We start from the raw sequence: 25,868 nt of genomic DNA on the forward strand, positions 1-25,868 counted from the left end.
GGTTTGCACTGAAGACCCCTGAAGGGGCGCCGCCGCTTGCGCGATCAATGCCTCCCGAGTTCGTCGCGGCCGACGACCATATAATGCACCTCGTCGGGACCGTCGGCAAAGCGCAGGTGGCGCACGTCGGCGTAAAGCTCGGCCAGCGGGGTCCAGTGCGAAATGCCGGTAGCGCCGTGGATCTGAATCGCCTGATCGATGATCTGACAGGCGCGTTCGGGAACCATCGCCTTGGCCATGCTCACCCAGACGCGCGCTTCGCGGTTGCCGAGCAGATCCATTGCCTTTGCGGCCTTGAGCACGATCAGGCGCATCGCCTCGATATCGATCCGCGCCCGCGCGATGACTTCCATATTCTTGCCGAGTTGCGACAGCGGCTTGCCGAAGGCTGTGCGTGAATTGCCGCGTTTCACCATCAGGTCGAGCGCGACCTCGGCCTTGCCGATCGTACGCATGCAATGATGGATGCGGCCTGGCCCGAGGCGCATCTGCGAAATCTCGAACCCGCGGCCTTCGCCGAGCAGCATATTGTCTTTGGGCACGCGGACATTGTCGAAGCGCATGTGCATATGGCCCTGCGGCGCGTGGTCGGCGCCGAAGACGCGCATCGGCCCCAGTACCTGCACGCCGGGCGTGTCCATCGGCACGAGAATCTGCGAATGCTGCGCCTTTCGTGCGGCTTCGGGGTTGGTCTGCACCATGCAGATCAGGATCTTGCACCGCGGGTCGCCGGCGCCGCTGATGAAATATTTCTCGCCATTGATGACCCACTCGTCACCCTCTAGCCGCGCGCTCGTTTCGATATTGCCGGCGTCCGACGAGGCGACATTGGGTTCGGTCATGACATAGGCAGAACGGATTTCGCCATTAAGGAGCGGCTTCAGCCAGCGTTCCTTCTGATCGGGGGTGCCGACCATTTCGAGCACTTCCATATTGCCTGTGTCGGGCGCCGAGCAGTTGAGCGATTCCGACGCGAGCGGCGACTTGCCGAGTTCGGCCGCAATATAGGCATAGTCGAGGTTGCTGAGCGGGGTGCCGGTGTCGCCGTGCGGCAGGAAGAAGTTCCACAGGCCCGCCGCCTTTGCCTTGTTCTTCGCGCCTTCGAGCAATTCGAGCTGCCCCGGCGCCCAGCTCCAGCGATCGGTACGCGCTTCGCCAAGGCGGAAGAATTCCTCGGTGATCGGATCGACATTCTCGGCGATATGGCGCTTCACGGCATCGAAGAGCGGCTGCGCCTCCTTTGACATCCGGAGGTCGTTGAGTTCGGCCTGAAGTTCGATTTCGGTCATGGGCAAGTCTCCAGTGGATGGCACCGGTAACGCTAGGCGCGCCATGTCATTTAAGAAAATGATAGGATCGAATAAGCTATATTCGTTCTGCGAATGACTAGTCCGGCTTTGCCAGTTCTTCGACAATGATCGTGCGAAGCCAGCCAAGGCCGGGGTCGGCCTGCGATGCCTGATGCCAATAGAGATAGCTGCCGCTTTGCTCGACCGGTAGGGGAAGCTCGACAAGCTGCATCGGCCACATTGCGTCGAGCACCTCTGCATGCGATCGCGGGAGCGCGAAAAGCATGTCGGACGAAGCGACGATTTGCCAGGCGGTGATCGCATGCTGGCACCGCACGGCGACGCGCCGCGTCACGCCCATCTGATCGAGCGCGATATCCTCGATCCCCGGACCATAAGGCCGCGCTGTCGCGATGATATGGTCGAGCGAAAGATAGGTTTCGAGGTCGATCGCGCCGTCGACGCGCGGATGTCCCTTGCGGGCCACCACGACGAGCGGTTCGGTGCCGAGATAATGACGGCAGAGCCGGTCGTTGGCGGGCAGCGCGACGTCGAGCGCGAGGTCGAGATCGCCGTTTGCGAGCATCATCAGCAGATCGCGGCGGCGGAAGGTCACGCTGGCGAGCGCGACATGCGGCGCCGCACGCCGCACGCGCGACACGAGCGACGAAAAACGCGGCATTTCGCCCGACAGGCGCACGCCGATGCGGAATTCGCGCGTTGTCCGGGCGGGATCGAACGCGGTCGCGGCATCGAGCGCGGCATCGAGCCCGCGCAACGCTTCGCGCACCGGTCCGGCGATCGCGCGTGCGGCATGGGTGGGAACGAGACGATTGCCCTGGCGCACGAAAAGCGGGTCGTCGAACTGGGTGCGCAGCCGCGCCAGCGCGTGGCTGATCGCCGGCTGCGACAGGTTCAGATGCCGCGCCGCGGCCGATACCCCGCCCTTGGCGAATATCGCCTCGAATATCCTGAGCAGGTTGAGATCGAAACGGGCGAGATGCCGCAAGGGGGGCTCCTGAGCAAAGTCGGCAACAGCGCGATGGTCGGGGCATAGCTGTCATGGGCGCGGAAGTGAACCGATGGTGCGGCGCTGCTCCCCGGACCGCTCGCGGTAAAAGATTATGCTCTCGAAACTGCAGCCATTGCTATTAGGGCGATGTTGAAACATTGGGGCTAGACCCGCCGGTCGATAGGTTGGTCAAGACGGTCCGCCGCGATTTCGGACGCCTCGCCGCACCGCCACATTTGTTGGTCAGGACCTGAACATATGGCAGATGAAATCGAATTGAAGCTCGAACTGTCGCCGGCCGATGCGGACCGGATCGAGGCATCGGGCTTGCTGCCGGGGAAACCCCGGGCGGTACGCCAGGTATCGACCTATTTCGACACGAGCGATCATGCGGTGGCGAAAGCCGGCTTCTCGCTGCGCATTCGCCGCACCGGTGCAAAGCGCGTCCAGACGATCAAGGCCGGCGGAGCCGGTACGGCGGGGCTGTTTATCCGGTCGGAATGGGAGCGCCCGGTGGAGAATGACACGCCGGTGCTGGACTTTGCCACCCCGCTTCCCACGGTGCTGGGCAAGGCGGCCGATGCTGTTGGCCCGGCGTTCGAGGTACGGATCGCCCGCCGCACCTGGAACATCGCTGACGAAGCGGCCTCGATCGAGCTCGTGCTCGACCGGGGCGAGGTGATTGCCGGGGAGCGGCGGTCACCGGTCTGCGAAATCGAACTGGAGCTGAAATCGGGGGATCGCGCGGCCCTGTTCGCGCTCGCTCGCAAGATCGACGCGGTTGCGCCGGTGCGGCTCGGCGCCCTCACGAAATCCGAACGCGGCTACCGATTGACTGGTCCGGCTGCGACCAGCGTCAAGGTTGCGCGCGTTCCGCTCACCCTGGATATGACCGCGGCGCAGGCGTTTCGGCGTATCGTCGAGGCGTGCATCCGCCAGTTCCGGCTGAACGAGATGCTGCTCATGGAGGCCCGCGATCAGGCCGCGTTGCATCAGGCACGCGTCGCGCTGCGCCGGTTGCGGTCGGCTCTGGCGATCTTCAAGCCGATGATCGGCGATGGTGGCGTGCCGATCGGTAAGGAATTGCGCTGGCTGGCATCCATATTTGGCGAAGCCCGCGACCTCGACGTGCTGTGCGAGCGAGCCCGGCCCGGCGTAATTTTCGATCGCATCGAGGCCGCGCGCGAAGCCGCCTACGACAGGGTCGATGTGGCGCTCCAATCCACCCGCGCGCGCGCGCTCATGCTCGACCTCGTCGAATGGGCGGCGGCTGGCGAATGGAGCGAAGGATCGGGCGGGGAGGCGGATGGCGATCAACCGGCACGCGCCTATGCCGCAAGGGCGCTTCGTCACTTTCGGCGCCGGATCAAGCGCAAGGGGCGGGATCTGGCGAGCCTCGACGACGACGCGCGGCACATGGTCCGGAAGGATGCAAAGAAGCTGCGCTACGCGACCGAATTCTTTGCCTCGCTGTTCGAACGCAAGCGTGAACGACGGCGGCATAAGCGCTTTCTGGCGAGGCTGGAGGCGCTGCAGGACCGGTTGGGCATGCTCAACGACCTTGTCGCCGCGCCGGCCGTGCTTGCGAAGGCCGGGTTGAGCGACGATGCTGTCGTCGAGCTTCCGGGATATGGGTCGAAAAAGAAGCTGCTCGATCGCGCGGAAGCCGCGCATGAAGATCTGATCGATACCAAGATATTCTGGTGATCCGGCCATTCGGCTATCGGCCAAAGTCCGTTCGCCTGTTCAGGCCGGATAGAGACCGCGCTCGCGTCCGAACAAGCGGCTCAGACCCAAAAGAGTCTGCAGATTTTCTACCTTGAGGCCCAGCGCCGTACCGATCTCGATAGGCGCCGATAAAAGCTGGTCGATTTCCAGCGGGCGACCCGCCTCGGCATCCTGCAGCATCGAGGTCTTGAATGTCCCGAGTTGGCGCGTGACAGCCATGCGGTCCTCGCCGCGTTCGGCAATGGTGCAGCCGATCCGGGCGCCGATCGCCTGCGCTTCGGCCATGGCACGCAATGCGAAGGCGCTGACCAACGGATCATCGAGCAAGCGGTCACAGGTGGCGCCCGTGATCGCCGAGATCGGGTTCATCGTCATATTGCCCCAGAGTTTGTACCAGATGTCGCGCCGGATGGCGGTGCTTCGTTCAACGTCGAATCCGGCATTGGTGAGGACATCGGCGACAAGATCCAGTCGCGGTGAAAGGAACCCGTCGGGCTCGCCGATGATGAGCCTGTTGCCGGCCTTGTGCGCGACGGTCCCCGCGCTCCGGACGGCTGCGGTGGCATGGACGACGCATCCGATGATACTCCCGGCCGGAATGGCCCTCGCGATCGTACCATCGGGATCGACCGACGCCAGCCGGGTTGGCGCGAGTTCGCCGCCGCCATTGAGAAGGAACCACCATGGTACTCCGTTCATGGCAGGCAAGACGATGGTGTCGGGCCCGATCACGGGACGCAGCGACGAGGCCAGTGCAGGCAAGGCGGGCCCCTTCAACGCAATGATGACAAGATCCTGGATGCCCAGGGCTGCGGGATCGTCGCTCACCTTGACCGGCGCTTCGAACAGCCGTCCTTCCAGTTCGAGCCGCCAGGGCGCCGCCCGGAGAGCCGCAAGCGTTGCGCCGCGCGCGAGAACACTCACAGCGTTGCCCGCTGCCGCGAGGCGTATCCCCATCCAGCCGCCGATCGCACCGGCGCCGACGATCGCTATCTTCATCTCAACTCTCCCCAGCTTCTATTCCCGACACGATCCGGTCGATATCGCGAAGCATCTTCTCGAACCGAACGAGATCTTCCTTTGGAAAGGCGTCAAAGATCCGTTTCTCGAGCTCGATCGCCTTGGGCGCCACGGCGGCGTACAGTTCCCACCCGGCCGCAGTGAGCTGGAGCAGGTGCGAGCGCTTATCGCCGCTAACCGGCTTGCGTGCGAGCAACCCGCGATCGATGAGCGCGATCGCCGCGCGGCTCACTATTACCTTGTCCATCCGGGTCTTTAACCCGATCTCATGTTGTGTGATTCCGGCCGGATTTTCGGCGATTACAGCGATCAACCGCCAGTCCGGGATGCGCAGCGCGAACAGACTTTCATAGGCTTTCGCAATCACGTCGCTGACGCGATTGGTGGTGAAGGAGAGCCGGTAGGGGAGGAAGCTGTCGAGCCGCAGCGAGGGTTTGTCCATGAAAGATAGTATCATTTGACACTAGTTTTGCAACCGGCGTATGTGGTTTCAATTGTTACCAATAGGGGGCTGCATGATCGACGAAACCCACCAGCCTGAACGGACGAGCTGGGTGCCGGGAGCCAATGGCCACCGAGACTTCCCGGTCCAGAATCTGCCGTTTGGCATTTTCTCGCCGCCTGCTGGCGGACCGCGACCGGGTGTCGCGATCGGCGATCATATCGTCGATCTTGCGGCGATTGCAGGGCTGCTACCGGCCGGGGTCGGGCAGGCGCTTGCCGAAAGCGCGCTCAACAGCCTCTTCGCTTTGCCGCGTGCCGTGCGGGTGATCTTGCGCCGGCGTCTGTCTTCGCTGTTGTCCGACCGTCAATATCGGGACGCGATCGAGCCGGCGCTGCATCTGGCCGCCGAATGCGAATTGCACATGCCCGCGACGATCGGCGACTATACCGACTTCTATGTCGGCATTCATCACGCGACCAATGTCGGCACCTTGTTCCGGCCCGACAATCCGCTGCTCCCCAATTACAAGCATGTGCCGATCGGCTATCATGGCCGCGCCTCGTCGATCCGGCCGTCGGGCGTGCCGGTGGTGCGACCGGTCGGTCAGCATAAGGCGCCCGACGCATCGGGGCCCAGCTTCGGTCCGTCGCAGCGGCTCGACTATGAGCTCGAACTTGGTGTCTGGATCGGCGAGGGCAATGCGCTCGGCACGACGATTCCGATCGGTTCGGCGGGCGAGCATATCGCGGGCTTCTGCTTGCTCAACGACTGGTCGGCGCGCGATTTTCAGGCATGGGAATATCAGCCGCTCGGTCCGTTCCTTGCGAAGAATTTTCAGACGACGATTTCGCCCTGGGTGATCACTGCCGAGGCGCTGGCGCCGTTTCGATGTGCGCAACCGGCGCGGCCCACCGGCGATCCCCGGCCTTTGCCTTATCTGTGGGATGAGGCCGATCAGGAATCGGGCGCGCTCGAACTCGAACTCGAGGTGAGTCTGCTGACCGACCGGATGCGCGCGGCCGGCATGGCTCCGCATCGGCTGAGCTGCGGCTCCGCGTCCAACATGTACTGGACGGTCGCGCAGATGGTCGCCCACCACGCCTCGGGTGGCTGCAATCTCAACCCGGGCGACTTGCTGGGCACCGGTACGATTTCGGCGCCCGACCGGGAGGGTTTTGGCAGCCTGCTTGAAATGACCCGCGGCGGCAGCGAGCCTGTCACGCTTCCCAACGGGGAAATGCGGCGCTTTGTTGAAGATGGCGACGAGATCTTGCTGTCGGCGCGGGCGCGGAAGGACGGCCGGGTTACGATCGGTTTCGGTGAGTGCCGTGCGGTGGTTTTACCGGCGCCGGGATAATCCTCGACGCGAAGTGCAGCGCCCGGCGGGCGGTTCGCTTGTCCCGTCTCCGTGCTATGTCTTTGGCGGTATTGGTATCAAGACCCTCGAATAAGCGGCGGTGCGAGCTATGGCGCAGCGGGGCAACGCCAAACTCATGAGGAGCCGGTGGTTCGCCATTGATCACGCGCAAGTTCCCAATAGCGGGACACGCGGATGGACCCGTCGGGTCTGACGCTCTCTCTTTCACCCATCGCCACGAAGCCGGCGGCCTCGATCACGCGTGCCGACCGGTAGTTGTCAGTGGCCGCGGTGAGGCCGATCAGGCGGATTCCCAGATGTTCGAACATCCATCCGAAACTGCGCACGGCGCCAGTTTTGCCCCGGCCCTGACCCTGCCCGCGGGTGCGATGCGCTCCCGCCAGTTCGCCTGCGGCCCGCCCGGGCCAGATGGTGAAATAGGAATAGCCGGAGACGGTTCCTTGTTCGTCGACCGTTACGGTCAGTATCGCCTCGCCGTGCGCCTGCCTGTCGCGGGCTTCGGAAATCCACGCGGCCAGAACATCGTGCGTAAAAGGTCTTGGCAAGTCGTAGATCGGATCGGAGACGCCGGGATCGGACAAGAGCGCGATCAAGCCCGCTATGTGGCTGCTGTCCGCGATATGATGTTGCGGACCGAGAAGGGCGAGGTCGGCGCCGCGAACGGCCGCGCGTATCGCGGCTTCCTCGTCCGCGGTGACTTCGAGTCTCGTTGTGGGCGGGGCGCTCATGCTGTCGGCTTTCATATCACGCGCGAAAATCCGGGTGTCCACGGTGACCGTTTTCGGTCGGAACATAGCCCGTCCACAATGTCAGAACCAGGCTAGGCGCCGGCCTCGCCCGATTGCACCATAAGCAGTTTCAGCACATTGGCCGCATATTCGCCGGTGATGGGCTCGACCAGCATGTTCGAGCGATATTGTACGGCACCCACGAAGATGTGGATCAGGTCGTCGAGCGGAATGTCGCCCCGCAGCAGGCCGCGGTCGCGTGCAAGGCCCAGCACCGCCTCGAGCGGTTTGCGCCGGTCATAATGATGTGCCTGCGCCAGCGCGCGTAGCTCGGGATCCTCGTACATCGCGGCCGACACTGCGATGCTCACCGCAGCGACACGGCGGTCCGCGACGATCGTCACGAAACTGTCGAGCATCTTGTCGATCAGACCGCGCAACTCCTTGTCACTGGCCCCCGCCAAAATCCGGGCGACGTCGGCGTCGGCGCTGTGGACCCGCATGACATGGTCGAGCGCTGCGAGCAGCAAGTCCTCGCGCTTGTCCCAGCGGCGGTAGATGGCGGGGCGGGTGGTCCCCGCCGCCTTGGCAACGGCGTCGAAGGAAAAGCCGCGATAGCCTTGCGCCGCCAGCACGTCGCACGCCGCCTCGAGTATCGCATCGTCGAGTTCCGCGCTCATCGGGCGCCCCCGGCCCGGCAGCTCCTTTGGTTCTTCTCCGGTCATTCTCGCCTCATTTTCCTGCGCCGCCTCCACCAGACCGCGCTTTCACAAAACTGTCGTCGTTTTCCAATACACGCCCGTATCGAAAATATAAACGTTACGACGATGTATCGTAATAATTCGGCTCTTCCAACGAAAGGTTTTTCTGTGTCCTTCCAGCCTTTTCTGCTTTCCGCCAGCCTGCTCGGGCTGCTCGTCGCCACCCCGGCCCATGCCGAAATGCTCGAGGCGGCCGACGCCGGCGCCGGCGGCGATTCGGAAGCGATCGTCGTCACCGCGCAAAAGCGCGAACAGTCGATCATCGACGTGCCGATCAGCCTCTCCGCGTTCGATGCCGGCATGCTCGACAAGATCGGGGCCGACACGCTTGAAGACGTCAGCCTCTATACCCCCGGGTTCGAGGTCCGCGAGCAGAGTGTCGGCGCGCCCGGCTTCATCATCCGCGGCATCACCTCCGACGGGATCGGCGAGCAGCGCGTCTCGATCTATCTCGACGGTGTGTCGACCTCGTCGGTCGCGGCATCGGCGTTCGAACTCTATGACATGGAACGCATCGAGATCGCGAAGGGGCCGCAATCGACACTGTTCGGCCGCGGGGCGTTGATCGGCGGCGTCAATGTGATCCAGAACAAGGCGGGCAGCGACTTCGCGATCAAGGCGTCGGCCGGGATCGGCGACTATGGCTATCGCATGGCCGAAGCGATGGCGAACGCGCCGCTCGTAGAGGATATGCTCGCGGTGCGTGTGGCGATGAAGTGGCGCAAGCGCGGCGGATATATCGAGAATCTGGCTGGCGGTCCCGATTTCAACGCGGTCGACACGCTGGCCTATCGCGGCGCGCTGCGCTTCACCCCGGCGAACGGGCTACGCTTCGACCTCATCTATAACCGCGAGGAGAATACGCCGCAGGGTGGCACCGGATTCAAATCGAACATCTTCGTGCCGCGCGATCCGGCGACGGGTGCGATGCTGGGTGATACGAAGCCGCATAGCGGAGTCGTACTCGGCTCGTTCGCGGGGCTCGCCGGCGACCGGCTCTACATCGACCGCAAGCTCGAGGACGTGACGCTGCTCGGCGCGTGGGACGTCAGCGAGGCGCTGACGCTCAACTCGATCACCAGCCACCGCAAATATCGCAATGTCGAGGCATTCGATCCCGACGGCACCTTCATGAACATCATCGCGGGCGTGGGGGAAAGCTGGGGCGACCAGACGACGCAGGAACTGCGCCTGACCTATGACAACAAGGGCGCCTTTACCGGCGTGGTCGGCGCCTCCTACGTCGACCTGTCGAACGATGACCGTTATCTTTTCCAGTTCGACGAGCGCGCAACCGCGCTTCTCTTTTCGGGTGCGCTGCTGCGCTCGGCGCCGATGGGCCTGACGCAGGCGCAGATCCTCGCCGCGCTCGGCCCGCTCGGGGGTGCGTTGAAGCCCGCGCATCAGGATGATTCGACCTTCGGGGGCACCGCCAAGACGGTCGATATCTTCGCCGACGGCACCTGGCGCGCGACCGACCGCCTGTCGCTGACCGCGGGCCTGCGCTGGACGCACGACAAGAAGGGCGCGACGGTCGTCGGTACGCTGCCGAACGGTCCGAGCCGCCTGACCGGCCGCGGCATCTTTTTCCAGCCGACCGCGGGCGGCGCGACGCTATCCGCCGGGGACAGCTTCAGCGGCTGGAGCTGGCGCGCCGCGGCGCAATATGAGCTTGGCGACAATCTCAACGCCTATCTCAGCTATAATCGCGGACGCCGTTCGCCCGCGCTCAACATCTCCGCGACCGCGCCGGTCTCGGTGGCGCCGGCGGAACTCGTCAACAGCTATGAACTGGGACTCAAGGGCACAGCGGCGGGCGGTAAGCTGCTGTTCGAGGGCGCGGCCTATTATTTCGACTACAGCAATTTCCAGACGGTGAAGACGATCGACGGCACGCTGACCACGGTCAATGCCGGCGAGGCGGAGGCTTATGGTTTCGAGGCGCAGGTGCAGGCCAATCCTGCAAGCTGGCTGCAACTCTTCGCCAATTATTCGTATAATCATGCGCGGCTGACCGGCGGCGCTTATGACGGGAACCGCTTCCGCAACGCGCCCGACCACAGCGTCTCGTTCGGCGCCTTCGTGACCGCGCCGGTCGGCGACAGGATCGAGCTCTATTTCAACCCGGCCTATAGCTGGCAATCGCGCTTCTTCTTCGACGACGACAACGACCGCCGCGACCTGCAGCCCGCCGACTTCGCGGTCGACGAGGTTCAGAAAGCCTATGGGCTGCTGAATCTTCGCGCGGGCGTCCGCACCGCGGACCAGCGCTGGCGGTTCGAAGTCGCGCTCAAGAATGCGCTCGACGCCAAATATGTCATCGATGCCGGCAATACCGGCGACAATTTCGGCATCCCCAGCTTCATCGCCGGGACGCCGCGCATGTTCACCGCCGAAGTCGGCTTTCAGTTCTGACCCACCCAATTCAGGAGACGTAGCATGACCTTTTTCAAGCATATCACGCGCCGCTCGGCGATCGGTTCGGCGCTCGCCTTCGCGCTGGCCGCCGGTACCCCGGCGCTAGCCAAGGATGACAGCTTTACCATTGCGGTGATCCCCGACACGCAGAATTATATGGATTACACCCACCAGAGCGCCGAGGGTTTTCCCTTCGACGCAAACAAGATGTTCTTCGAACAGATGCAATATATCGCCGCGAACGTCGAAAGCGCTGGCGGCGACATCGCCTTTGTGACCGCGCTCGGCGATATCTGGCAGCATCAATCGACCGATATGGACCCCGGCCATACCGCACGCGGGTTCAAGCGGGTGCCCAACCCGATCATGGATTCGCATTTCGCCCCGACGCCTAAGGTGCGCACGGTCGAAATGCCCGCCGCGAAGAAGGGGTACGACCTGATCGCGGGCAAGGTGCCTTTCTCGGTCGTTCCGGGCAACCACGACTATGACGCAATGTGGACCGATTCCAATCACCCGCCTGCTGCCGTCTTCAAGGATATGTCGAGCCTCGGCATGCTCCACCCCGGCGGCCTATCGAATTTCAAGTCGGTCTTTTCCGACAAGTCCGACTATTTTCGCGGCAAGCCCTGGTATGTCGCGGCGCACGACGACGGTGCCGACAGCGCGCAGATCTTCACCGCGGGCGGCTACCGCTTCCTGCACATCGGACTGCAGTTCGATGCGCCCGATGCGTCGCTTGAATGGGCCTCGTCGGTGATCAAGCGCTATCCGGGCCTGCCGACGATCATTTCGACCCATAATTTTCTCGATACGCAGGGGCGACGCCTTTCGAACCCGGCGATCGATAGCCATGCGGTCGACAGCCAGGACAATAATCCCGAACTGGTGTGGGAAAAGCTGGTGAGCCAGCACGACCAGATCTTCATGCTGCTGTGCGGCCACCAGCATGCGCAGGCGATGCGCGTCGATACCAACCGGTCGGGGAACAAGGTCTATCAGATCCTTTCCGACTATCAGGCGCGCGGACAAACCGCGAAGGATGCCGGGCGTCCGCTGATGCAGGGCGAGGGGATAGGCGACGGCTGGATGCGGTTGATGACGTTCGACATGGCGCCCGAAACGCCGGTGGTAAAGGTGCGGACCTATTCCACCCATTACGGCAAGCAGAGCAGCGACACTCCCGAATATGTCCAATGGTACAAGGCTCAAGAGCAGCCGCACCTGACTGACGAGGCCTATCGCGCCGGCGACGATTTCCGGATCGATCTCACGGACTTCCGCACCCGCTTCGACAAGACGGCACGCGTGAAATAGCGGTTGTCAAAAGGGGTGGTTTTCGACGTCCGGTCTCATTCGCGACGAGGCTGGACGTCGGACTTCCGTTCAGGCCATTCGCGAGCAGGAGACGGTTTCGACGCATGTATCGGTTTTGGTGTTTCGATATCGGAAACCGGCAGACCGCTACCGGCCCGGTGAGGTCATTCTGTTGTTCATGTGTTGAGCTGGCTTATCCCGTGCTTTCGAGCTGAAACCGTCCTGTCGAGAAGGAGTCGGGTTTCTTTCGCCCCGGCAACGAGCGGGACAGGCCCAATTCAGCGCATGATGCCCAGATGCGCGCTCAATCTCGAAAAAGGAGCCAAGAATGTATTCCTTCCGCCATGCCGGCGCCATGTCGATTGCCATGGCCGGCTTGCTTGCAGCAACCGGTGCACACGCGAGTGTTTCGTCGCTACAGCCCGGGAAGGGCGTTCCGGCGCTCGCTTCGCAGCATTGGGACCTTGTCGAATGGAGCGGCCGCACGCTGCCTGAAGGCACGACGCTCCGTCTCGACTTCGACGCAGAGAGCGGGCGCTTTTCCGGGACAACCGGATGTAACCGGACCAGCGGTGCGTTCAAGGTCAAGGGCAGCACACTTCGCTTCGGTAACGGGAAGGGTGGCTTTGCCAGCACGCTCATGGCGTGTCCCGAACCTGCGATGTCCGCAGAGCGCAGCTATGTCGACGAGCTTGGAGCTGTCACGCGATACAAGATCAGCGGTAACCGGCTTGTCCTGCGCACGGCAAAAGGGGTGACGCTTACTTATCGTGCGACGCACAAGCCCGCTGCCGATGCACCACGCAAGCTGATTTACGTCTCGGCCGAAACCAAGCCGTGCATGGGTGTCGCGCCGATGACCTGTCTGCAGGTCCGCGAGAAGGACGGCGACGCCTGGCAGCTTCATTATAGCGGGATCGTCGATTTCGTCCCGCAGCCGGGGATCGAATATCGCCTGCGGATCATAGAAGAACAGGTCAAAAATCCGCCCGCCGACGCCTCGTCGATCCTCTGGACTCTCGATCAGGTGATTGAGCAGAGGATGGCCAATCCATGATAACAGGCCGACCGGGGTGTATCGCAGGACTCCCCGGCCGACCCCGGTCACGCTTCGCAGGCCTTTGCAAAGTGGCGCGCACGATCAAGCCTTTGCGCAGCGAATGACCTTCAAGACAGGATTGCAAGTCAGAGGGAATCGGCATCGGCCGCGTTGGCGAGACGTCCGCTCCGCCAGTGTTTCCGGCGGGAGCCCAGCCCGCAATGTGGAAGGGGGCCGCTCCGATGAGCCGGACGAGCTGTCCGCAGTTTTGAAGCGTTCCCCGCGCGCCGAGAGATCGTATCCGGCCTATTGCAAGCGTCGTCGGTTATGCAAGAGGATCTGACAGTCGTGCCGTGACCGATTTGCCGATAGTCTCCATCGAGGTGATCTTTTAGCATTCTTCTCCGACGATGCGGCGGCCAAGCCGCTTCGTGGGCGGTGACGGTGGAACATTCATGATATTCCACAGCGCGCGTGCAATAGCTACTTCGCGAAAGTCGTCGCCCTGACCTTCGGCGACGAGTTTGGCTTCTTGCTCGTAGCCCTGTGCCTTCAGATATTGCGCTGCCGCTATGCGCGCGGCTTCGGTGCCTCTTTTTTCCGTCATCGCCCTGTTTCTCACTTTTACGACTATATAGAGGTCGATATCCCAAAGCGGTAGCGAGGCCGCCCCGCGGGCGAGCCTCGCATGGTGGATGATAGCATCACACCCGTTCCAGCAACGAGACCGTCCCCTCGCCGCCGTCGGCGCAGACACTGACGATCGCGCGCGATCCGATCGGCATCGCCCACAATTCCTTCACCGCCTGGCTCAGGTCGCGTGCGCCGGTGGCGGCAAAAGGATGACCGATGGCAACGGAGCCGCCATTGGGGTTCACGCGTTCGCGCGGGAAGCGCCCAAAGTCTTTGGTGATTCCCGTCTTTTCTGCAATCCAGCCCGGTTTTTCCAGCGCCGCGATATTGGCGAGCGCCTGCGCGGTGAAGGCCTCGTGGATTTCCCACAGGTCGATGTCTTCGAAGCTGAGACCATGGCGCGCGAGCAACTTCGGGATCGCGAAGGACGGCGCCATCAACAGCCCGTCACGCGCGTGATCGACTGCGGCGACTTCATAATCGACAAGCCGTGCATAGGGCACCGTGTCGGGCAACCGCGCCCGTCCGGTCTCGGACACGACCCAGGCGCCTGCGGCGCCGTCGGTGATCGGCGTTGCATTGCCCGCAGTGATCGTCCCCTGACCGCTCGTCTTGTCGAAAGCGGGCGGCAGGCTGGCAAGTTTTTCCAGCGTCGAATCGGCGCGCGGATTGGCGTCGCGGTCGAGGCCGCCAAAGGGAATGACCAGATCGTCGAAGAAGCCACCGTTCCAGCCAGCAACCGCGCGCGCATGGCTCTGATACGCCCATTCGTCCTGCGCCTCGCGGCCAATGCCCCACTCCTTGGCGGTGATTTCCATATGATCGCCCATCGTCAGCCCGGTAATCCGGTTGGCCCAGCCTTTCACGGGCAGGATGAAATCCTGCGGCGTCAGCGCGCCCAGTGCGGCGAGCGCCGCCGGCGGGTCTTTCGCGAACAGGCCCATCAGGCGCACCGCGGTTTCGGGCTGCAGACCGATCGGCGGGCGGCTCATCACCTCGGCGCCGCCGACCAGCACCGTGTCGATGCCGGGGCCGATCATACCCGCAGCTGCGAAGGCGGCGGTCATGCTGGTCGAGCAGGCGAGGACGACGGAAAAAGCCGGGACGGTGGGGTCGAGCTTGGCGTCGAGCTAGACCTCGCGAGCGATATTGCTCCAGCCAAGGCTGGGGATGACAGTGCCCCATAGCAGGAGGTCCGGCCGCCGGTCGGCGAGTTGATCCGCCATCGCCTGTACCACCGGAACCGACAGACCGATCGCGTCATAGGCCGAGAGCGGACCGCCGCCGCGCCCGAAAGGGGTGCGGAGGCCGGCGGCGATAAAGACATCCTGTTTGAAGCGCGTCATCGACAGTCTCCTGACTTGGCGAGGCGAGTAGCGAGCCGGCAGGGGGGACAACCGGCTCGCTCTCTAAAAGCGCCGCATCGGCGACGCCCCGCTGGCGGCAAGGGGGAGGGGAGATGCCGCCACGACTGCGATATGGTGCGAGAGCGAATGAATTCCACCAGCTGGCGGGCTGGATCGGCAATATCTTTGGTTGGGGAGGCTGAACTTTTTTTGTTGGCTATCGATCGGTGACGCTGTCGTCCTGTCCCCTTCGTGTCGAAAGCTCACCGATCACCAATGGCGCTATTCGCGCCCGGAAGCGGTCCGGAGCCGGCCGTATCGGCCGTCTCCGGACACATCTTGCCGTCAGAAGCCCTGACTTACGCCTATATAGAGTACACGTCCGCGGGGGTCGTGAACGATGGGATCGAAGCCGAGGTTGAGCTGTGCAACGGGCGGCTTTTTGTCAGTGAGGTTGATCGCGCCCAGCGTCAGCTTGGTGGGGGACCCCAGCAGACTTTCGAGCGTCAGGTTGTATTGCATGTCGAAGGTCGTCTGTGCCTTGATCGAGCGATCGGTGATGCCGGAGCGATCATTGTTATAGCCGCTGACATAATGGCCGAACGCCTGAAGCTGATGGTTCTCGAGCGTCCAGCCCAGCCCGAACTCGACGCGGTTACGTGGGAGCGAGCGGCCGAGGTTGTTGAAGTTGACGCTGCCCGCGCCGTCGATCACCGGGCCGCCCGGCGACAGGCGGACGCGATAATTGCGGATATGCGTCCAGGCGGCGTTGGCTTCGAACTCGCCGATTCCCGTCCCGAAACGATAGCGGCCCGACACGTCGATGCCTTCGGTCTTGACCGAAGAGGCGTTGATGAAGTCGAGCTTGACGAGCTGGAGATTGCCGAGCGTGTCGCGCGTCACCTTGAGCTGTGCGGGCGTGCCGACGAGGCCGGCTGCGGTGTCTGCCCGCGCCTGGTCGATGATCGGCTGCGGATTCTCTTTCACGATCAGGTTCGAATAGTCGAAGCCATAGAAATCGACGTTGAACTCGAGACCCTGAAGCGGTTTGAGTGTTGCGCCGATATTGTAGCTGTCGGACTTTTCGGGCTTCAGATCCGGATTGCCGAAGGTCTGGGTGTTGGCGAAGACGAAGGTGCCGCCGTCGCTCACCGAGGGCTGGCCTGCCTGTACGGCGACAAGCTGGTAGATCGAAGGCGCACGGAACGCCTTGCCATAGGAAGCGCGGAGCGACAGCGCGTCGAAGGGGCGGAAGAGCAGCGCCGCCTTGGGGCTGAAATTGCCGAAGCTGTCGATATATTTCTCGTACCGTCCCGAAAGCTGAAGCTCGAGCATCTCGCCGAACGGCACCTTGACCTCGCCAAAGACCGACACGGTTTCCTGATTGCCCGAAAAATCAGGCGCCTGGCCGAGGGTGATGAGCTCGCCCGCATTGACATCGTCGCCCCAGTCGTGACGGAAATGGTTGCGGCGATATTGTGCGCCGACGGCCCCGGCGACGGTGCCGCCGGCCCAATCGAAGAGATCGCCCGTGGTCACCCCCTCAATTGTGACAAGCGATGCCTTGCCCCGCAGGTTCGTCAGGCCGATGAGGCTGTCGATCAGCGCCTGGCTGTTCGCGGTGCCCGTGCCCAATTGCGCTGAACCGAACGGGTTATAATATTGGCAGGGGCCGACGCCGGGCGTGCCGGTGGCCGGATTGCAGCCCGCGCCACCAAGGCCATTGAGCGCATTCTGGAGCGCCGTCGCCCGCGTATCGGGCTTGTCATATTGTACGTTCTGCTGGCTATAGCCGGCATCGATGTTCCAGTTCCAGCCGAAGGAAAATTTGCCTTCGAGCCCGGCTGCCACGCGGAACGTGTCATATTTGAACGTCGAGATTGACGGGCCATAGTTGCTGCCGAGGAGGCGGCCGCGGAAGCGGACGGCTTCCCCGAACGGATTGTCGGGATGTGTGGCCGGAACCAGAGGCGATACCGTCAGGATCGGGAAAGATGGCGATGCGCGCACCTTGGAGAAGGTGTTTGTATAGGCGGCCTCGAGGTTGAGCTTGACCGTATCGGCTAGGTCCACTTCGTATGACCCGTAGAATTGTGCGCGCCGCTCGGTGGGCAGAAGATCGAAGGATTCCGAGAAGTCGTAGCGGCAGAAATTGTCGGCCGGCGAATTGCGATAGCTGTCCGGGAAGGCCGGATTGGTGCAGGCGGGGTCGGGCGCGAAGCGGCCGAGGCCCGGAACGAAATAGGAGCCTGGCTGCCCGAAGCTTGAAACCGAATGCCAGGACGGACGCCCGAAGGTGCTGGCACGCGAAAAGCTGCGCTCATTGGTGCCGAGGCGGCTGCTCGAAAAATAGGATGCTGCGAGTATCAGGTCGCCGCCCGCGAGGTCGAAGCCCGCAATGCCCTGGACCGTGAGCTGGTAGGCGCCATCCATGCTGAGATAGCGTGCAGAGATTTCGGGGCGCTCGACATGGCTGCGCGTGATGAAGTTGACGACGCCCGCCACTGCGTCCGAGCCATAGGTCGCCGCCGCGCCGTCCTTGACGATTTCGACGCGCTGGAGCGCGATCAACGGGACGAGCGAGTTGATGTCGACAAAGGTGCTGCCGTCGGTTGCGGCCACTGCACTCAGCGTCTGCCGGCGGCCATTGAGCAGCACGAGTGTCGAGCCCAGCCCGAGATTGCGCAGGTTGAACTGAGCGGTCCCCGACGTCAGTGGCTGATTGAGCTGATCAACCTGTGCTTCGGAACCTGCATTGGCGGGAAGTGCGCGCACCAGTTCGGCGGGATTGGAAATTCCGCGTGTCGCGATTTGGCCGGCATCGATGACATCGACCGGGGAGGGGATCGAAGACTGGCGGATCAACGAGCCGGTGACGACGATATCGTCGCCTTCTTCGGGGGCCGCTTCTCCGGGGGCGGAGGTTGCCGTCGCTACGGTATCCTGTGCAAGCGTTGGCGCTGCATGCACCAGCGCCAACGCGCATCCGCACAAGGCGGCACGGCGCCGAGTATTAATTCTCATATTGTTTCTCCCTGTTGAAGTTGATCGAGACCGGTGGGGAGGGCGGGCGCCCTTTTGCGGAATTCAGGATGCCGCGATGTTTTTGACGACGAGCGCGCGGTATGGCGCGAGCCCCCAGCGCGCGAGCATCAGGCTGAGTGGGCAAACGACGCCCGCGATGACCGCGAGCGCAGCGCCGAGATTGTCCCCGGCAAAGAACAGGTGATCGATCAGCGGCACGATCGCGGCGCCGAGCGACAGGCCGACCAAGTTGTTGGCAAGCAGGAAGAGCGCGGCGTTGGTCGCGCGCATCTTGTTGGGCGTCGTCAACTGTATCGCCGCGGTCGACGCGCCGAAAAATCCGCTCTGCAGGAAGGTCGCGGGCGCGAAGAGCAGCAGCATCGCGGGCAGGCTGTCCATCAACGGTGCCGCGACCGCCGGCAGAACCACCGCACCCGACACGATTGCCACGACGCGCAGATTCGCGTCGTGCCGGCCGCACGCCGCCAGCCTTTCGGCGAGCAGTCCGCCGGTGATCGAGCCCGCGCTGCCGAGAAGGAGATAGATCAGCCCGACATAATGGCCCGCTTCCCCCGGCGAGAGGCCGAAGGAACGGATGAGCAGCGTCGGATACCAGCTCATCATGCTATAGCCGAGAATACCCAGCAGTGACGAGGTGAAGTAGATCGGCACGAAAGCGCGCCAGTTGGATGTCACATAGTGCAGCACTGTGGCGAGCGTCGGGCGATCGGGCGCGATATCATGCGCCAACACCGCGCCGCGGCGGCGCGGTTCGGTGACCAGCATGACAAGCGGTGCGATCAGCAATCCGGGCAGCGCCACGATCAGAAAGGCGAGCTGCCAGGATTTGAGCGTGCCGAGCAGCGGCAGCGTGGTCGCTCCGCCCCGCGCGACCAGATCGATGACGCTGCCGCCGATCATGAACGCCGCCCCCCCGCCCAGCGTGATGCCGAGTGAATAGATCGCCATCGCACGCGCGAGCCGCGCGGGCGGAAAGGCGTCGCTCAGAAAGGAATGCGCGGTCGGCGACAGCGCCGCCTCGCCAAGACCAACCCCCATGCGCGCGAGGAACAATGCCGTATAGCTGCCGGCAAAGCCGCAGAGCCCGGTCGCGACGCTCCAGAACGCCACGCCCAAAGCGATGATACGCTTGCGGACCAGGCGATCGGCGAGCATCCCGATGGGTACGCCCAGCACGGCATAGAGCAACGCAAAGGCTGCGCCCTGGAGCAGCCCGATCTGCAGATCGCTGATCCCCAGATCGCGGCGGATCGGATCGACCATCAGGCTCAATATCTGGCGATCGACGAAGGAGAGGACATAAGCGAGAAGGAATATCGCCAGCGCGAAATGCGCCTGCCTTCCCGTCAGTGACGTGCCAGCTTCGCTACGCTGTTCGTGCATATGCCCCCCTGATTCCCGGGCATCGATGGTCCCGGGCCTCGCCTTTCAGCGATCATTTCAAGGGGCCGATGCGCCGCCGGGCATCATCCGGCCATTACCATTTGGGGGCCGCGGGCCGGTGCTTCGGCGATTTCACGCCTCAGCGCTGGCAGTCACAATGGAGACGGCATTGGTGAAGGCCGCCTATCTTCCTTTCCTTCTCCAAAGCAGGCCGTTCGAACGCGGCCAATAACAGAAGCGCGCGCTCGAAATTGACAGTTGGCTGGCGATAACCGGTGGAAGTCATAAGCTCCGTCGCGGGGCGCTCACTGATAGCGCAGTGTCTTTTCGAACCCCTCATTTGCCTTGGTCATTTTTGCCAATTTTCTGAGCTGACCGCGAACATGGCGCTGGAACCGCCTGTCGTCGTAGACGCCCGTTGCCTGATATTCTTCCTGACCGGTTAGTTCCTTGAGACGCCCGGCGAACGCGGCTTGCTCGTTCGTACAAGGCGCTCCCATCAATGCACGGCAGACCCATTCCTCGGCGGCGGCCTTGTCATAATCGTCCTGCGCGTCATACCCGCGCCTGTCGGCTGCTGCCTGATCCAGCTTCGACGCCTCGAACCGGCGCTCCAGCCATGTCCGGACCTGCTCCCCATCCCACGCCTTTGGCGAATTGTTCATCACTCTCTCCAAAACTCGACCGCGTCGCTCCTATAGAGCGGAGGAGGGCAGAAGCTAGGTCCGCCAAGGATGCTGACTGCCGCCACGGGACGCGTGTTTGCTGCGCGGGCTTGATCGTACGTCAATCTTTCCGGCAGAAGGTGCCATGGCGCAGAATATCTGCGACGATCATGTTGAAAAGCGCTTCGGTAACAGCAGAAGCGTCGTCGATCTCGACGGCGTGAAGGCGACCATTTGGTTAGACGGCCTCGACCGACAGCCACTTCATTGTCAGGGGGCTAATCCCGCATGCCGTTCAAGCTCGGATGTTGGTTTTGCCGGGAAGGCTTGGGTGTCAATCGCTGGCCCGGGCCGACAAGGTCGCCTGATAGTCGTCGACGGCCAGCAACAGCCCTTCGATCTCGGCCGGAACGATCCGGATCCGGAGGTCGCCCTTTCCATCGGGCTGTCCCTTGAACTTGAGGTCCCAGCCTTCGGTACGGCTCATGGCGGCCCTGAGTTGGGTCTCGTCGACCGAGAAGACCAGCTTCATCGTTAGCGAACAATCGCCGTTGAACTCGCTATTCGGGCACATGCTGTCGTCGCCGCGCAGTGCGCGATCCAGCGGCTGCGCCACGAGTTTGCCATCGCGATCCGCGAAGTGGACCATGTCATATAGACGCTGTGAGCCCAGGTAGCGCAGCGCCTGGTGCACTTCGAACCGGACATCGCCGGTGCGTCTGTCGATATGGGCCTCGACATGACTGTCGACCCAAGTCGAGCCATTGACCCGCCATTCCTTACGAAAACCGTTGCGGGTCGAGATGATTGTTGCGAATTCCAAATCGTCGTCGTCGATCTTGGCAGCGGAGCGAAATGCTTCGGCATCCATCTTTGCGAGTTGCCTCGGCACGGCAGGCGCATTTGCCGCAGCGGGTGAGGCTAGCGTCGCAGCCGCAAGGCCAAGGATCAGGATGGGAAAACGCACGAACCGGACTCCTCGAATGCTCAAATCCTGTGGCGGGGGACCGCCACGACAGGGCCGATACCGGCCGAACCATGCAGCGAGTTGTCGCCAATGTGACGAAGTATTGCTGGGCTGCCCGGGATGTCGTCATGCCGTCGCGCGGTTTGTTTCTATTTGTTTCTCTGACGATAACGCGTTGCTATTCCGCGACGAGTGGTGTGCGTGGCATTGACGGGCGGTAATCGCCACCTACGTGCCGCTGATGCTTTCCAGTCCCCCCTCGCTCACCTCCTCCTCCTTCCCTCAACCTGCCATGACCGCTCCATCCGTCCTCCTCGTCGAGGACGATCCGCCGCTCAGGACGCTTACCGCCCGCGCGCTCCAGGAAAATGGCTATATCGTCCGCCCAGCCGCGACGGCTGCCGAGATGTGGGCGACGTTCGACGCCGGCCCGATCGATCTGATCCTGCTCGACATCATGCTGCCCGGGACCAGCGGCATCGATCTGTGCAAGATGATCCGGCAACGTAGTAGCGTGCCGATCATCTTCATCAGCGCACGGGCCAGCGAAACCGACCGTGTCGTGGGCCTTGAACTGGGCGCAGATGACTATCTGGCCAAGCCGTTCGGCACGCGCGAACTGATAGCTCGCATCCGTGCCGTGTTGCGCCGTGGCGTGGTGGAGGAGCGCCGTGCCGTGCCGTCCAATTGTGCCGAGTTCGACGGACTGACGGTGGATTTCGCCCGCCGCCAGCTGTTCTCGCGCGATGGCGCAATGATCCCGCTTACCGGCGCCGAGTTTGATTTGCTCGCCAGCTTTTTGAGCCATCCCTTGCGCGTGATTGCGCGCGAGCGGCTGATCGAATTGTCACGCGCTCGCATCGGCGATTCGTCGGACCGCAGTATCGATGTTCTCGTCAGCCGGCTGCGCCGCAAGCTGGCGGATGATGAACGGCCGGCGCCATTCATCACCGTGCGGGGTGTGGGCTATATGCTGAATGCCAGCGTCAACCGGATCTGATGGTTGCGCGTCCATCGCTCGGATTAATCGGTCGCATCGTCGGGATCATCCTGCTGACGGTGATGATGGAGTTTGCCGTCAGCACCCTTCTTTATGAACGCGCCGGCGAGTTTTCGATAAAGGAGGATGAGGCACGGCGACTGGCCGAGCATCTGGTGATCGTGGAGCGCCTGGTCGACGAACGGCCGCAGGCGGAGCGCCCTGCGATTACGAGCTATCTTTCGACGGATCGCTACGAGGTCCACTGGCAGCGATCGGCGCCGGAGCGCCACATGCTTTCCGCCGAGTTGCGGCAGATGCGCGATCAGGTCGTGGAATGGGAGCCGTCGCTCGCCAGTGCCGGATTGCAATTGCAGCTGGCTTCACCTGTCCGCAACGATAGCGTCGCCGGCCAGATCATCCTGGCGGACGGCACTTGGGTGCATTTCAAGATGCACGGCCTCGTTACCGGCTGGGGCTTGCAGTTCAATCGGATCATCCTGGCATTGATACCGGCCATAGCTTTCGCCGTGCTGGGCGGTCTGCTCGTTCGGCAAACGCTGCGGCCGCTGAAGACGCTCAGCGGCGCGATCGAGAGTATGGGGCAGGGCGAACGCATTGTCGTTCGCGAGGAAGGAACGAACGAAGTTCGCCATTTGATCCGCGCCTTCAATCAGATGCAGGATCAGATTGGCCGGATGATCGCGGATCGCACGCAGGCGCTCGCCGCCGTCGGCCACGATCTGCGCACGCCGCTCGCGCGGCTCCAACTCCGCCTCGACGGATCGAGTGATGCCGATCTGCGCCTCTCTTCCGAACGTGACATTTCGGAGATGGAGGAGATGATCGCCTCGGTCCTCGCCTATCTCGGCGGCGATGCGGATTCCGAAGCGTCGATACGGGTCGATCTCGCCGTCCTCGTCATGACATTGATCGACGACATGACCGATCGCGGCCACCGAATACACTATCTGGGACCGGATCATCTGGTTGCCACGCTTCGGCCCGGCGCCTTCAAACGGGCGGTCGGCAACCTGATCGAGAACGCCATTCACTATGGCGAAGATGTGCAGCTCAGTCTGGCCAGCGAGCCGGAAAATATCATACTCCGCGTCGAGGATAACGGTCCGGGGATTCCCGCCGACGCGCTCCTCGACGTGCTGCAGCCTTTCGTCCGGCTCGACGCCGCGCGCACCCGCAACACCAAGGGGCTGGGTCTGGGGCTGGCTATCGTTTCGCGGATGGTAGAGCGGGAAGCCGGCATGCTCACCCTGTCCAATCGGGCCGAAGGAGGCCTGCGTGCCGAGATCGCATTGCCCCGATCCCGAACGGTCAACCCCGTGCGGCGCCAGCAATAATTCCTTACATCGATGCTGCGCCGCAGCAATCGAGGCCACCTATCTGCCGCCTTCCATCGGTCGGGACTTTGTCCCTCCCCCAGCGAAGGAGTATCGGAATGAACGAGCTGATTGGCCGCGTCTTCCATTTTGAAAAACAGGTTTTCCCCCGCAACCTGGACCTTTACGCGAAATTGGCCGCCGACGGCCAGAGCCCCAAGGCGTTGATGATTTCGTGCGCCGATTCACGCGTGGTTCCCGAACATATCATGCAGGCGCAGCCCGGCGACCTGTTCGTCTGCCGCAATGCCGGCAATATCGTGCCGCCCTTCGCCACCGCAAATGGCGGGGTTTCTTCGACGGTGGAATATGCAGTGCTCGCGCTCGGCGTGCGCGACATCATCGTCTGCGGTCATTCGGATTGCGGAGCGATGAAGGCGCTGGTGCATCCTGAAAGCCTCGACACCATGCCCAATGTCGCGGCGTGGCTGCGGCACTCGCACGCCGCACAGCGTGTCGCCGCGGAAGGCTATCCCGAAGCCGAAGACCACCAACGCGTGCGGATCGTCGCGATGGAGAATATCGTCGCCCAGATCGCGCATCTGCGCACCCACCCGTCGGTGGCGTTGGGCGTCGCGCGCGGCGAGATTGCGCTGCACGGCTGGTTCGTCGACATCCACGCTGGCGCGGTGCTGGGCCTCGACGGCAACACCGGCCGTTTCGTGCCGATGCGCGACGATCGCCCCTTGCCGGTGGCGCTCGCCGCCGGACCACGGCGCGCCGCCGACACGCAGCCGCTGGTCGCGGCGGAGTGAATTCGATGACCGCTTCGCAGTTGCCGTCGAACTGGCTTGCGCGGGACATAACCGCGTCGGTTGTCGTGTTCCTTGTCGCGATGCCCCTGTGCATGGGGATCGCAATCGCATCGGGCGTGCCGCCCGAAAAGGGGCTGATCACCGGTATCATCGGCGGAATGGTCGTTGGCCTGCTCGCGGGATCCCCGCTGCAGGTCAGCGGCCCCGCCGCAGGCCTCGCGGTTATCGTCTTCGAAATTGTCCAGCGTCACGGCCTCGCGGCACTCGGGCCGATCCTCGTCGTCGCCGGCCTGATCCAGTTTCTGGCTGGTGTGATGAAACTGGGCGGCTGGTTCCGTGCCATCTCACCCGCGGTCGTCCACGGGATGCTCGCGGGTATCGGCGTGCTGATCGTCGTCGGTCAGTTCCATGTGCTGTTCGACGCCCGGCCGCTCGCCAGTGGACTGGAAAATCTGGTCGCGATTCCCGGTCGCGTTCTGGGCCTCGACGGTCCGGCTGTGCCCGCGCTGCTTATCGGTCTGGTTGCCATCGGTTGCACCCTGTTGTGGGACAAGCTCCGGCCCGCTTCGCTGCGTCTGTTGCCCGGTGCATTGATCGGGGTCGTCCTCGCCACGCTGATCGCATCTTTCGCCGGCCTCGACGTGGCGCGCGTCGATGTTCCCGAATCGATCACCGCTGCGATCACGCCGCCGACCATGGCAGGCCTCAGCGCCATGTTGACCCCGACCCTGATGGCGACGGCGATCGCGATCGCCTTCATCGCCAGCGCGGAAACGCTTCTGTCGGCCGCGGCGGTCGACCGGATGCACGACGGCGCACGCACCGACTATAACAAGGAACTGCGTGCGCAGGGCGTCGGAAATCTCCTGTGCGGCGCCGCCGGCGCGCTGCCGATGACCGGCGTGATCGTCCGTAGCTCGGCCAACGTCCAGGCGGGGGCGGTGACGCGAATGTCGGCGGTATTGCACGGCGTCTGGATCCTCGCTCTGGTTGTGGCGCTGCCCTGGCTATTGCGTCAGATTCCCATGGCAGCCCTCGGCGGCATCCTTGTCGTCACCGGCTGGAAACTGGTCAGCCTGCGCCACGTGCGTCATCTCCTCAAGGCCCATGGCCCGCTACCGGCCGTGATCTGGACGGCGACGCTTGTAATGGTCGTTGCAACTGATCTCTTGACCGGCGTTCTCGTTGGTCTGGCATTGTCGTTGATCGAGATCGTCCCCAACATGAAGCGGCTCAAGCTGGAGGTCGACCAGACGGAGCATGACCATGGCCATGAACTCCGGCTCGCCGGCGTGGCGAGCTTCGTCTCGCTGCCGAAATTGTCATCTGCTCTCGACGCGTTGCCTGTCGATCGGCGCGTTCGCATGAATCTCGCCGGCCTCCGATCGATCGACCATAGCTGCGCCGAATTGCTTTCCGAATGGTGGCAGCGCCGTCGGTCGCGGGGAAGCGAGGTCGAGGTTCACGGCGCGCGGGGCCGCCTCGCTGCCCTGTTGACATAACACAGGAGGCCGCACCATCGGTGCGGCCTCCTTTCGTCTGGCTTGGCATTTGCCCGATGAT

The 25,868-nt window shown here is 63.2% G+C and carries 22 protein-coding genes and 1 pseudogene; 9 read left to right on the forward strand and 14 right to left on the reverse strand.

The window, feature by feature from the left end:
• Positions 1–44: 44 nt before the first annotated feature.
• A complete protein-coding gene (locus AC07NV_RS16635; RefSeq protein WP_495167498.1) occupies positions 45–1,289 on the reverse strand; it encodes an acyl-CoA dehydrogenase family protein in 1,245 nt (414 codons plus the stop codon).
• 97 nt (positions 1,290–1,386) lie between these two features.
• Positions 1,387–2,298: a LysR family transcriptional regulator gene (locus AC07NV_RS16640; RefSeq protein ID WP_495167499.1), complete on the reverse strand. Its 912-nt coding sequence runs from the start codon at positions 2,296–2,298 to the stop codon at positions 1,387–1,389.
• Positions 2,299–2,559: 261 nt separating this feature from the next.
• Here AC07NV_RS16640 and AC07NV_RS16645 point away from each other — a divergent pair, with 261 nt between their 5' ends.
• Positions 2,560–4,008, forward strand: coding sequence for a CYTH and CHAD domain-containing protein (locus AC07NV_RS16645; RefSeq protein WP_495167500.1), 1,449 nt, complete (start codon positions 2,560–2,562; stop codon positions 4,006–4,008).
• Between the two features lie 39 nt (positions 4,009–4,047).
• Here AC07NV_RS16645 and AC07NV_RS16650 read toward each other — a convergent pair whose 3' ends face one another.
• Both AC07NV_RS16650 and AC07NV_RS16655 read right to left on the reverse strand, forming a co-directional pair.
• Positions 4,048–5,028, reverse strand: a complete 981-nt coding sequence (locus AC07NV_RS16650) for a 2-dehydropantoate 2-reductase (RefSeq protein WP_495167501.1) — start codon at positions 5,026–5,028, stop codon at positions 4,048–4,050.
• 1 nt (position 5,029) lies between these two features.
• The gene (locus AC07NV_RS16655) at positions 5,030–5,491 is read right to left on the reverse strand and encodes a MarR family winged helix-turn-helix transcriptional regulator (protein WP_495167502.1); all 462 of its coding nucleotides are present in this window, start codon (positions 5,489–5,491) and stop codon (positions 5,030–5,032) included.
• 73 nt (positions 5,492–5,564) lie between these two features.
• On the opposite strand from AC07NV_RS16655, the gene fahA reads away from it, so the two are divergent.
• A complete protein-coding gene (gene fahA / locus AC07NV_RS16660; RefSeq protein WP_495167503.1) occupies positions 5,565–6,851 on the forward strand; it encodes a fumarylacetoacetase in 1,287 nt (428 codons plus the stop codon).
• Between the two features lie 134 nt (positions 6,852–6,985).
• Here the strand turns inward: fahA and AC07NV_RS16665 are convergent, their stop codons facing one another.
• Both AC07NV_RS16665 and AC07NV_RS16670 read right to left on the reverse strand, forming a co-directional pair.
• Entirely contained in the window at positions 6,986–7,615 is a 630-nt protein-coding gene (locus AC07NV_RS16665; protein ID WP_495167504.1) for a GNAT family N-acetyltransferase, read from the reverse strand.
• A 77-nt stretch (positions 7,616–7,692) separates the two neighbouring features.
• On the reverse strand, positions 7,693–8,280 hold the full coding sequence (locus AC07NV_RS16670; protein WP_495167505.1) for a TetR/AcrR family transcriptional regulator: 588 nt from the start codon (positions 8,278–8,280) through the stop codon (positions 7,693–7,695).
• A 189-nt stretch (positions 8,281–8,469) separates the two neighbouring features.
• Between AC07NV_RS16670 and AC07NV_RS16675 the strand changes: the two genes are divergently transcribed.
• From AC07NV_RS16675 to AC07NV_RS16685, 3 genes are all read left to right on the forward strand, one after another.
• Positions 8,470–10,776: a TonB-dependent receptor gene (locus AC07NV_RS16675; protein WP_495167506.1), complete on the forward strand. Its 2,307-nt coding sequence runs from the start codon at positions 8,470–8,472 to the stop codon at positions 10,774–10,776.
• 24 nt (positions 10,777–10,800) lie between these two features.
• Entirely contained in the window at positions 10,801–12,096 is a 1,296-nt protein-coding gene (locus AC07NV_RS16680) for a metallophosphoesterase (RefSeq protein WP_495167507.1), read from the forward strand.
• A 328-nt stretch (positions 12,097–12,424) separates the two neighbouring features.
• On the forward strand, positions 12,425–13,153 hold the full coding sequence (locus tag AC07NV_RS16685) for a DUF4377 domain-containing protein (RefSeq protein WP_495167508.1): 729 nt from the start codon (positions 12,425–12,427) through the stop codon (positions 13,151–13,153).
• Here AC07NV_RS16685 and AC07NV_RS16690 read toward each other — a convergent pair.
• The 8 genes and pseudogenes from AC07NV_RS16690 to AC07NV_RS16725 all read right to left on the reverse strand — a co-directional run bounded on the left by AC07NV_RS16690 (position 13,074) and on the right by AC07NV_RS16725 (position 21,078).
• Positions 13,074–13,445 (reverse strand): DUF3703 domain-containing protein, encoded by a 372-nt coding sequence (locus tag AC07NV_RS16690; protein WP_495167653.1) that lies wholly within the window; start codon positions 13,443–13,445, stop codon positions 13,074–13,076. The two genes, AC07NV_RS16685 and AC07NV_RS16690, sit on opposite strands and share 80 nt — an antisense overlap.
• Positions 13,446–13,526: 81 nt before the next feature.
• Positions 13,527–13,742: a hypothetical protein gene (locus AC07NV_RS16695; RefSeq protein WP_495167509.1), complete on the reverse strand. Its 216-nt coding sequence runs from the start codon at positions 13,740–13,742 to the stop codon at positions 13,527–13,529.
• Positions 13,743–13,839: 97 nt separating this feature from the next.
• Positions 13,840–14,886: pseudogene (locus AC07NV_RS16700) on the reverse strand (acetyl-CoA C-acyltransferase); the annotation flags it as partial.
• 12 nt (positions 14,887–14,898) lie between these two features.
• Positions 14,899–15,114, reverse strand: coding sequence for a hypothetical protein (locus AC07NV_RS16705; RefSeq protein WP_495167510.1), 216 nt, complete (start codon positions 15,112–15,114; stop codon positions 14,899–14,901).
• Positions 15,115–15,459: 345 nt separating this feature from the next.
• On the reverse strand, positions 15,460–18,138 hold the full coding sequence (locus AC07NV_RS16710; RefSeq protein WP_495167511.1) for a TonB-dependent receptor: 2,679 nt from the start codon (positions 18,136–18,138) through the stop codon (positions 15,460–15,462).
• A gap of 63 nt (positions 18,139–18,201) precedes the next feature.
• A complete protein-coding gene (locus AC07NV_RS16715; protein WP_495167512.1) occupies positions 18,202–19,542 on the reverse strand; it encodes a spinster family MFS transporter in 1,341 nt (446 codons plus the stop codon).
• Between the two features lie 305 nt (positions 19,543–19,847).
• On the reverse strand, positions 19,848–20,207 hold the full coding sequence (locus AC07NV_RS16720) for a hypothetical protein (RefSeq protein ID WP_495167513.1): 360 nt from the start codon (positions 20,205–20,207) through the stop codon (positions 19,848–19,850).
• Between the two features lie 334 nt (positions 20,208–20,541).
• Entirely contained in the window at positions 20,542–21,078 is a 537-nt protein-coding gene (locus tag AC07NV_RS16725; protein ID WP_495167514.1) for a hypothetical protein, read from the reverse strand.
• Positions 21,079–21,466: 388 nt separating this feature from the next.
• Here AC07NV_RS16725 and AC07NV_RS16730 point away from each other — a divergent pair, with 388 nt between their 5' ends.
• The 4 genes from AC07NV_RS16730 (at position 21,467) to AC07NV_RS16745 (ending at position 25,807) form a co-directional block, all read left to right on the forward strand.
• Positions 21,467–22,174, forward strand: coding sequence for a response regulator transcription factor (locus AC07NV_RS16730; protein ID WP_495167654.1), 708 nt, complete (start codon positions 21,467–21,469; stop codon positions 22,172–22,174).
• Positions 22,174–23,511, forward strand: coding sequence for an ATP-binding protein (locus tag AC07NV_RS16735; RefSeq protein ID WP_495167515.1), 1,338 nt, complete (start codon positions 22,174–22,176; stop codon positions 23,509–23,511). Before AC07NV_RS16730 ends, AC07NV_RS16735 begins: the two co-directional genes overlap by 1 nt.
• 98 nt (positions 23,512–23,609) lie before the next feature.
• On the forward strand, positions 23,610–24,305 hold the full coding sequence (locus AC07NV_RS16740; protein ID WP_495167516.1) for a carbonic anhydrase: 696 nt from the start codon (positions 23,610–23,612) through the stop codon (positions 24,303–24,305).
• A gap of 5 nt (positions 24,306–24,310) precedes the next feature.
• On the forward strand, positions 24,311–25,807 hold the full coding sequence (locus tag AC07NV_RS16745; RefSeq protein WP_495167517.1) for a SulP family inorganic anion transporter: 1,497 nt from the start codon (positions 24,311–24,313) through the stop codon (positions 25,805–25,807).
• Positions 25,808–25,868: the final 61 nt, after the last annotated feature.

The sequence above is a fragment of the Sphingopyxis sp. GW821-FHT10B01 genome, from assembly GCF_059415685.1.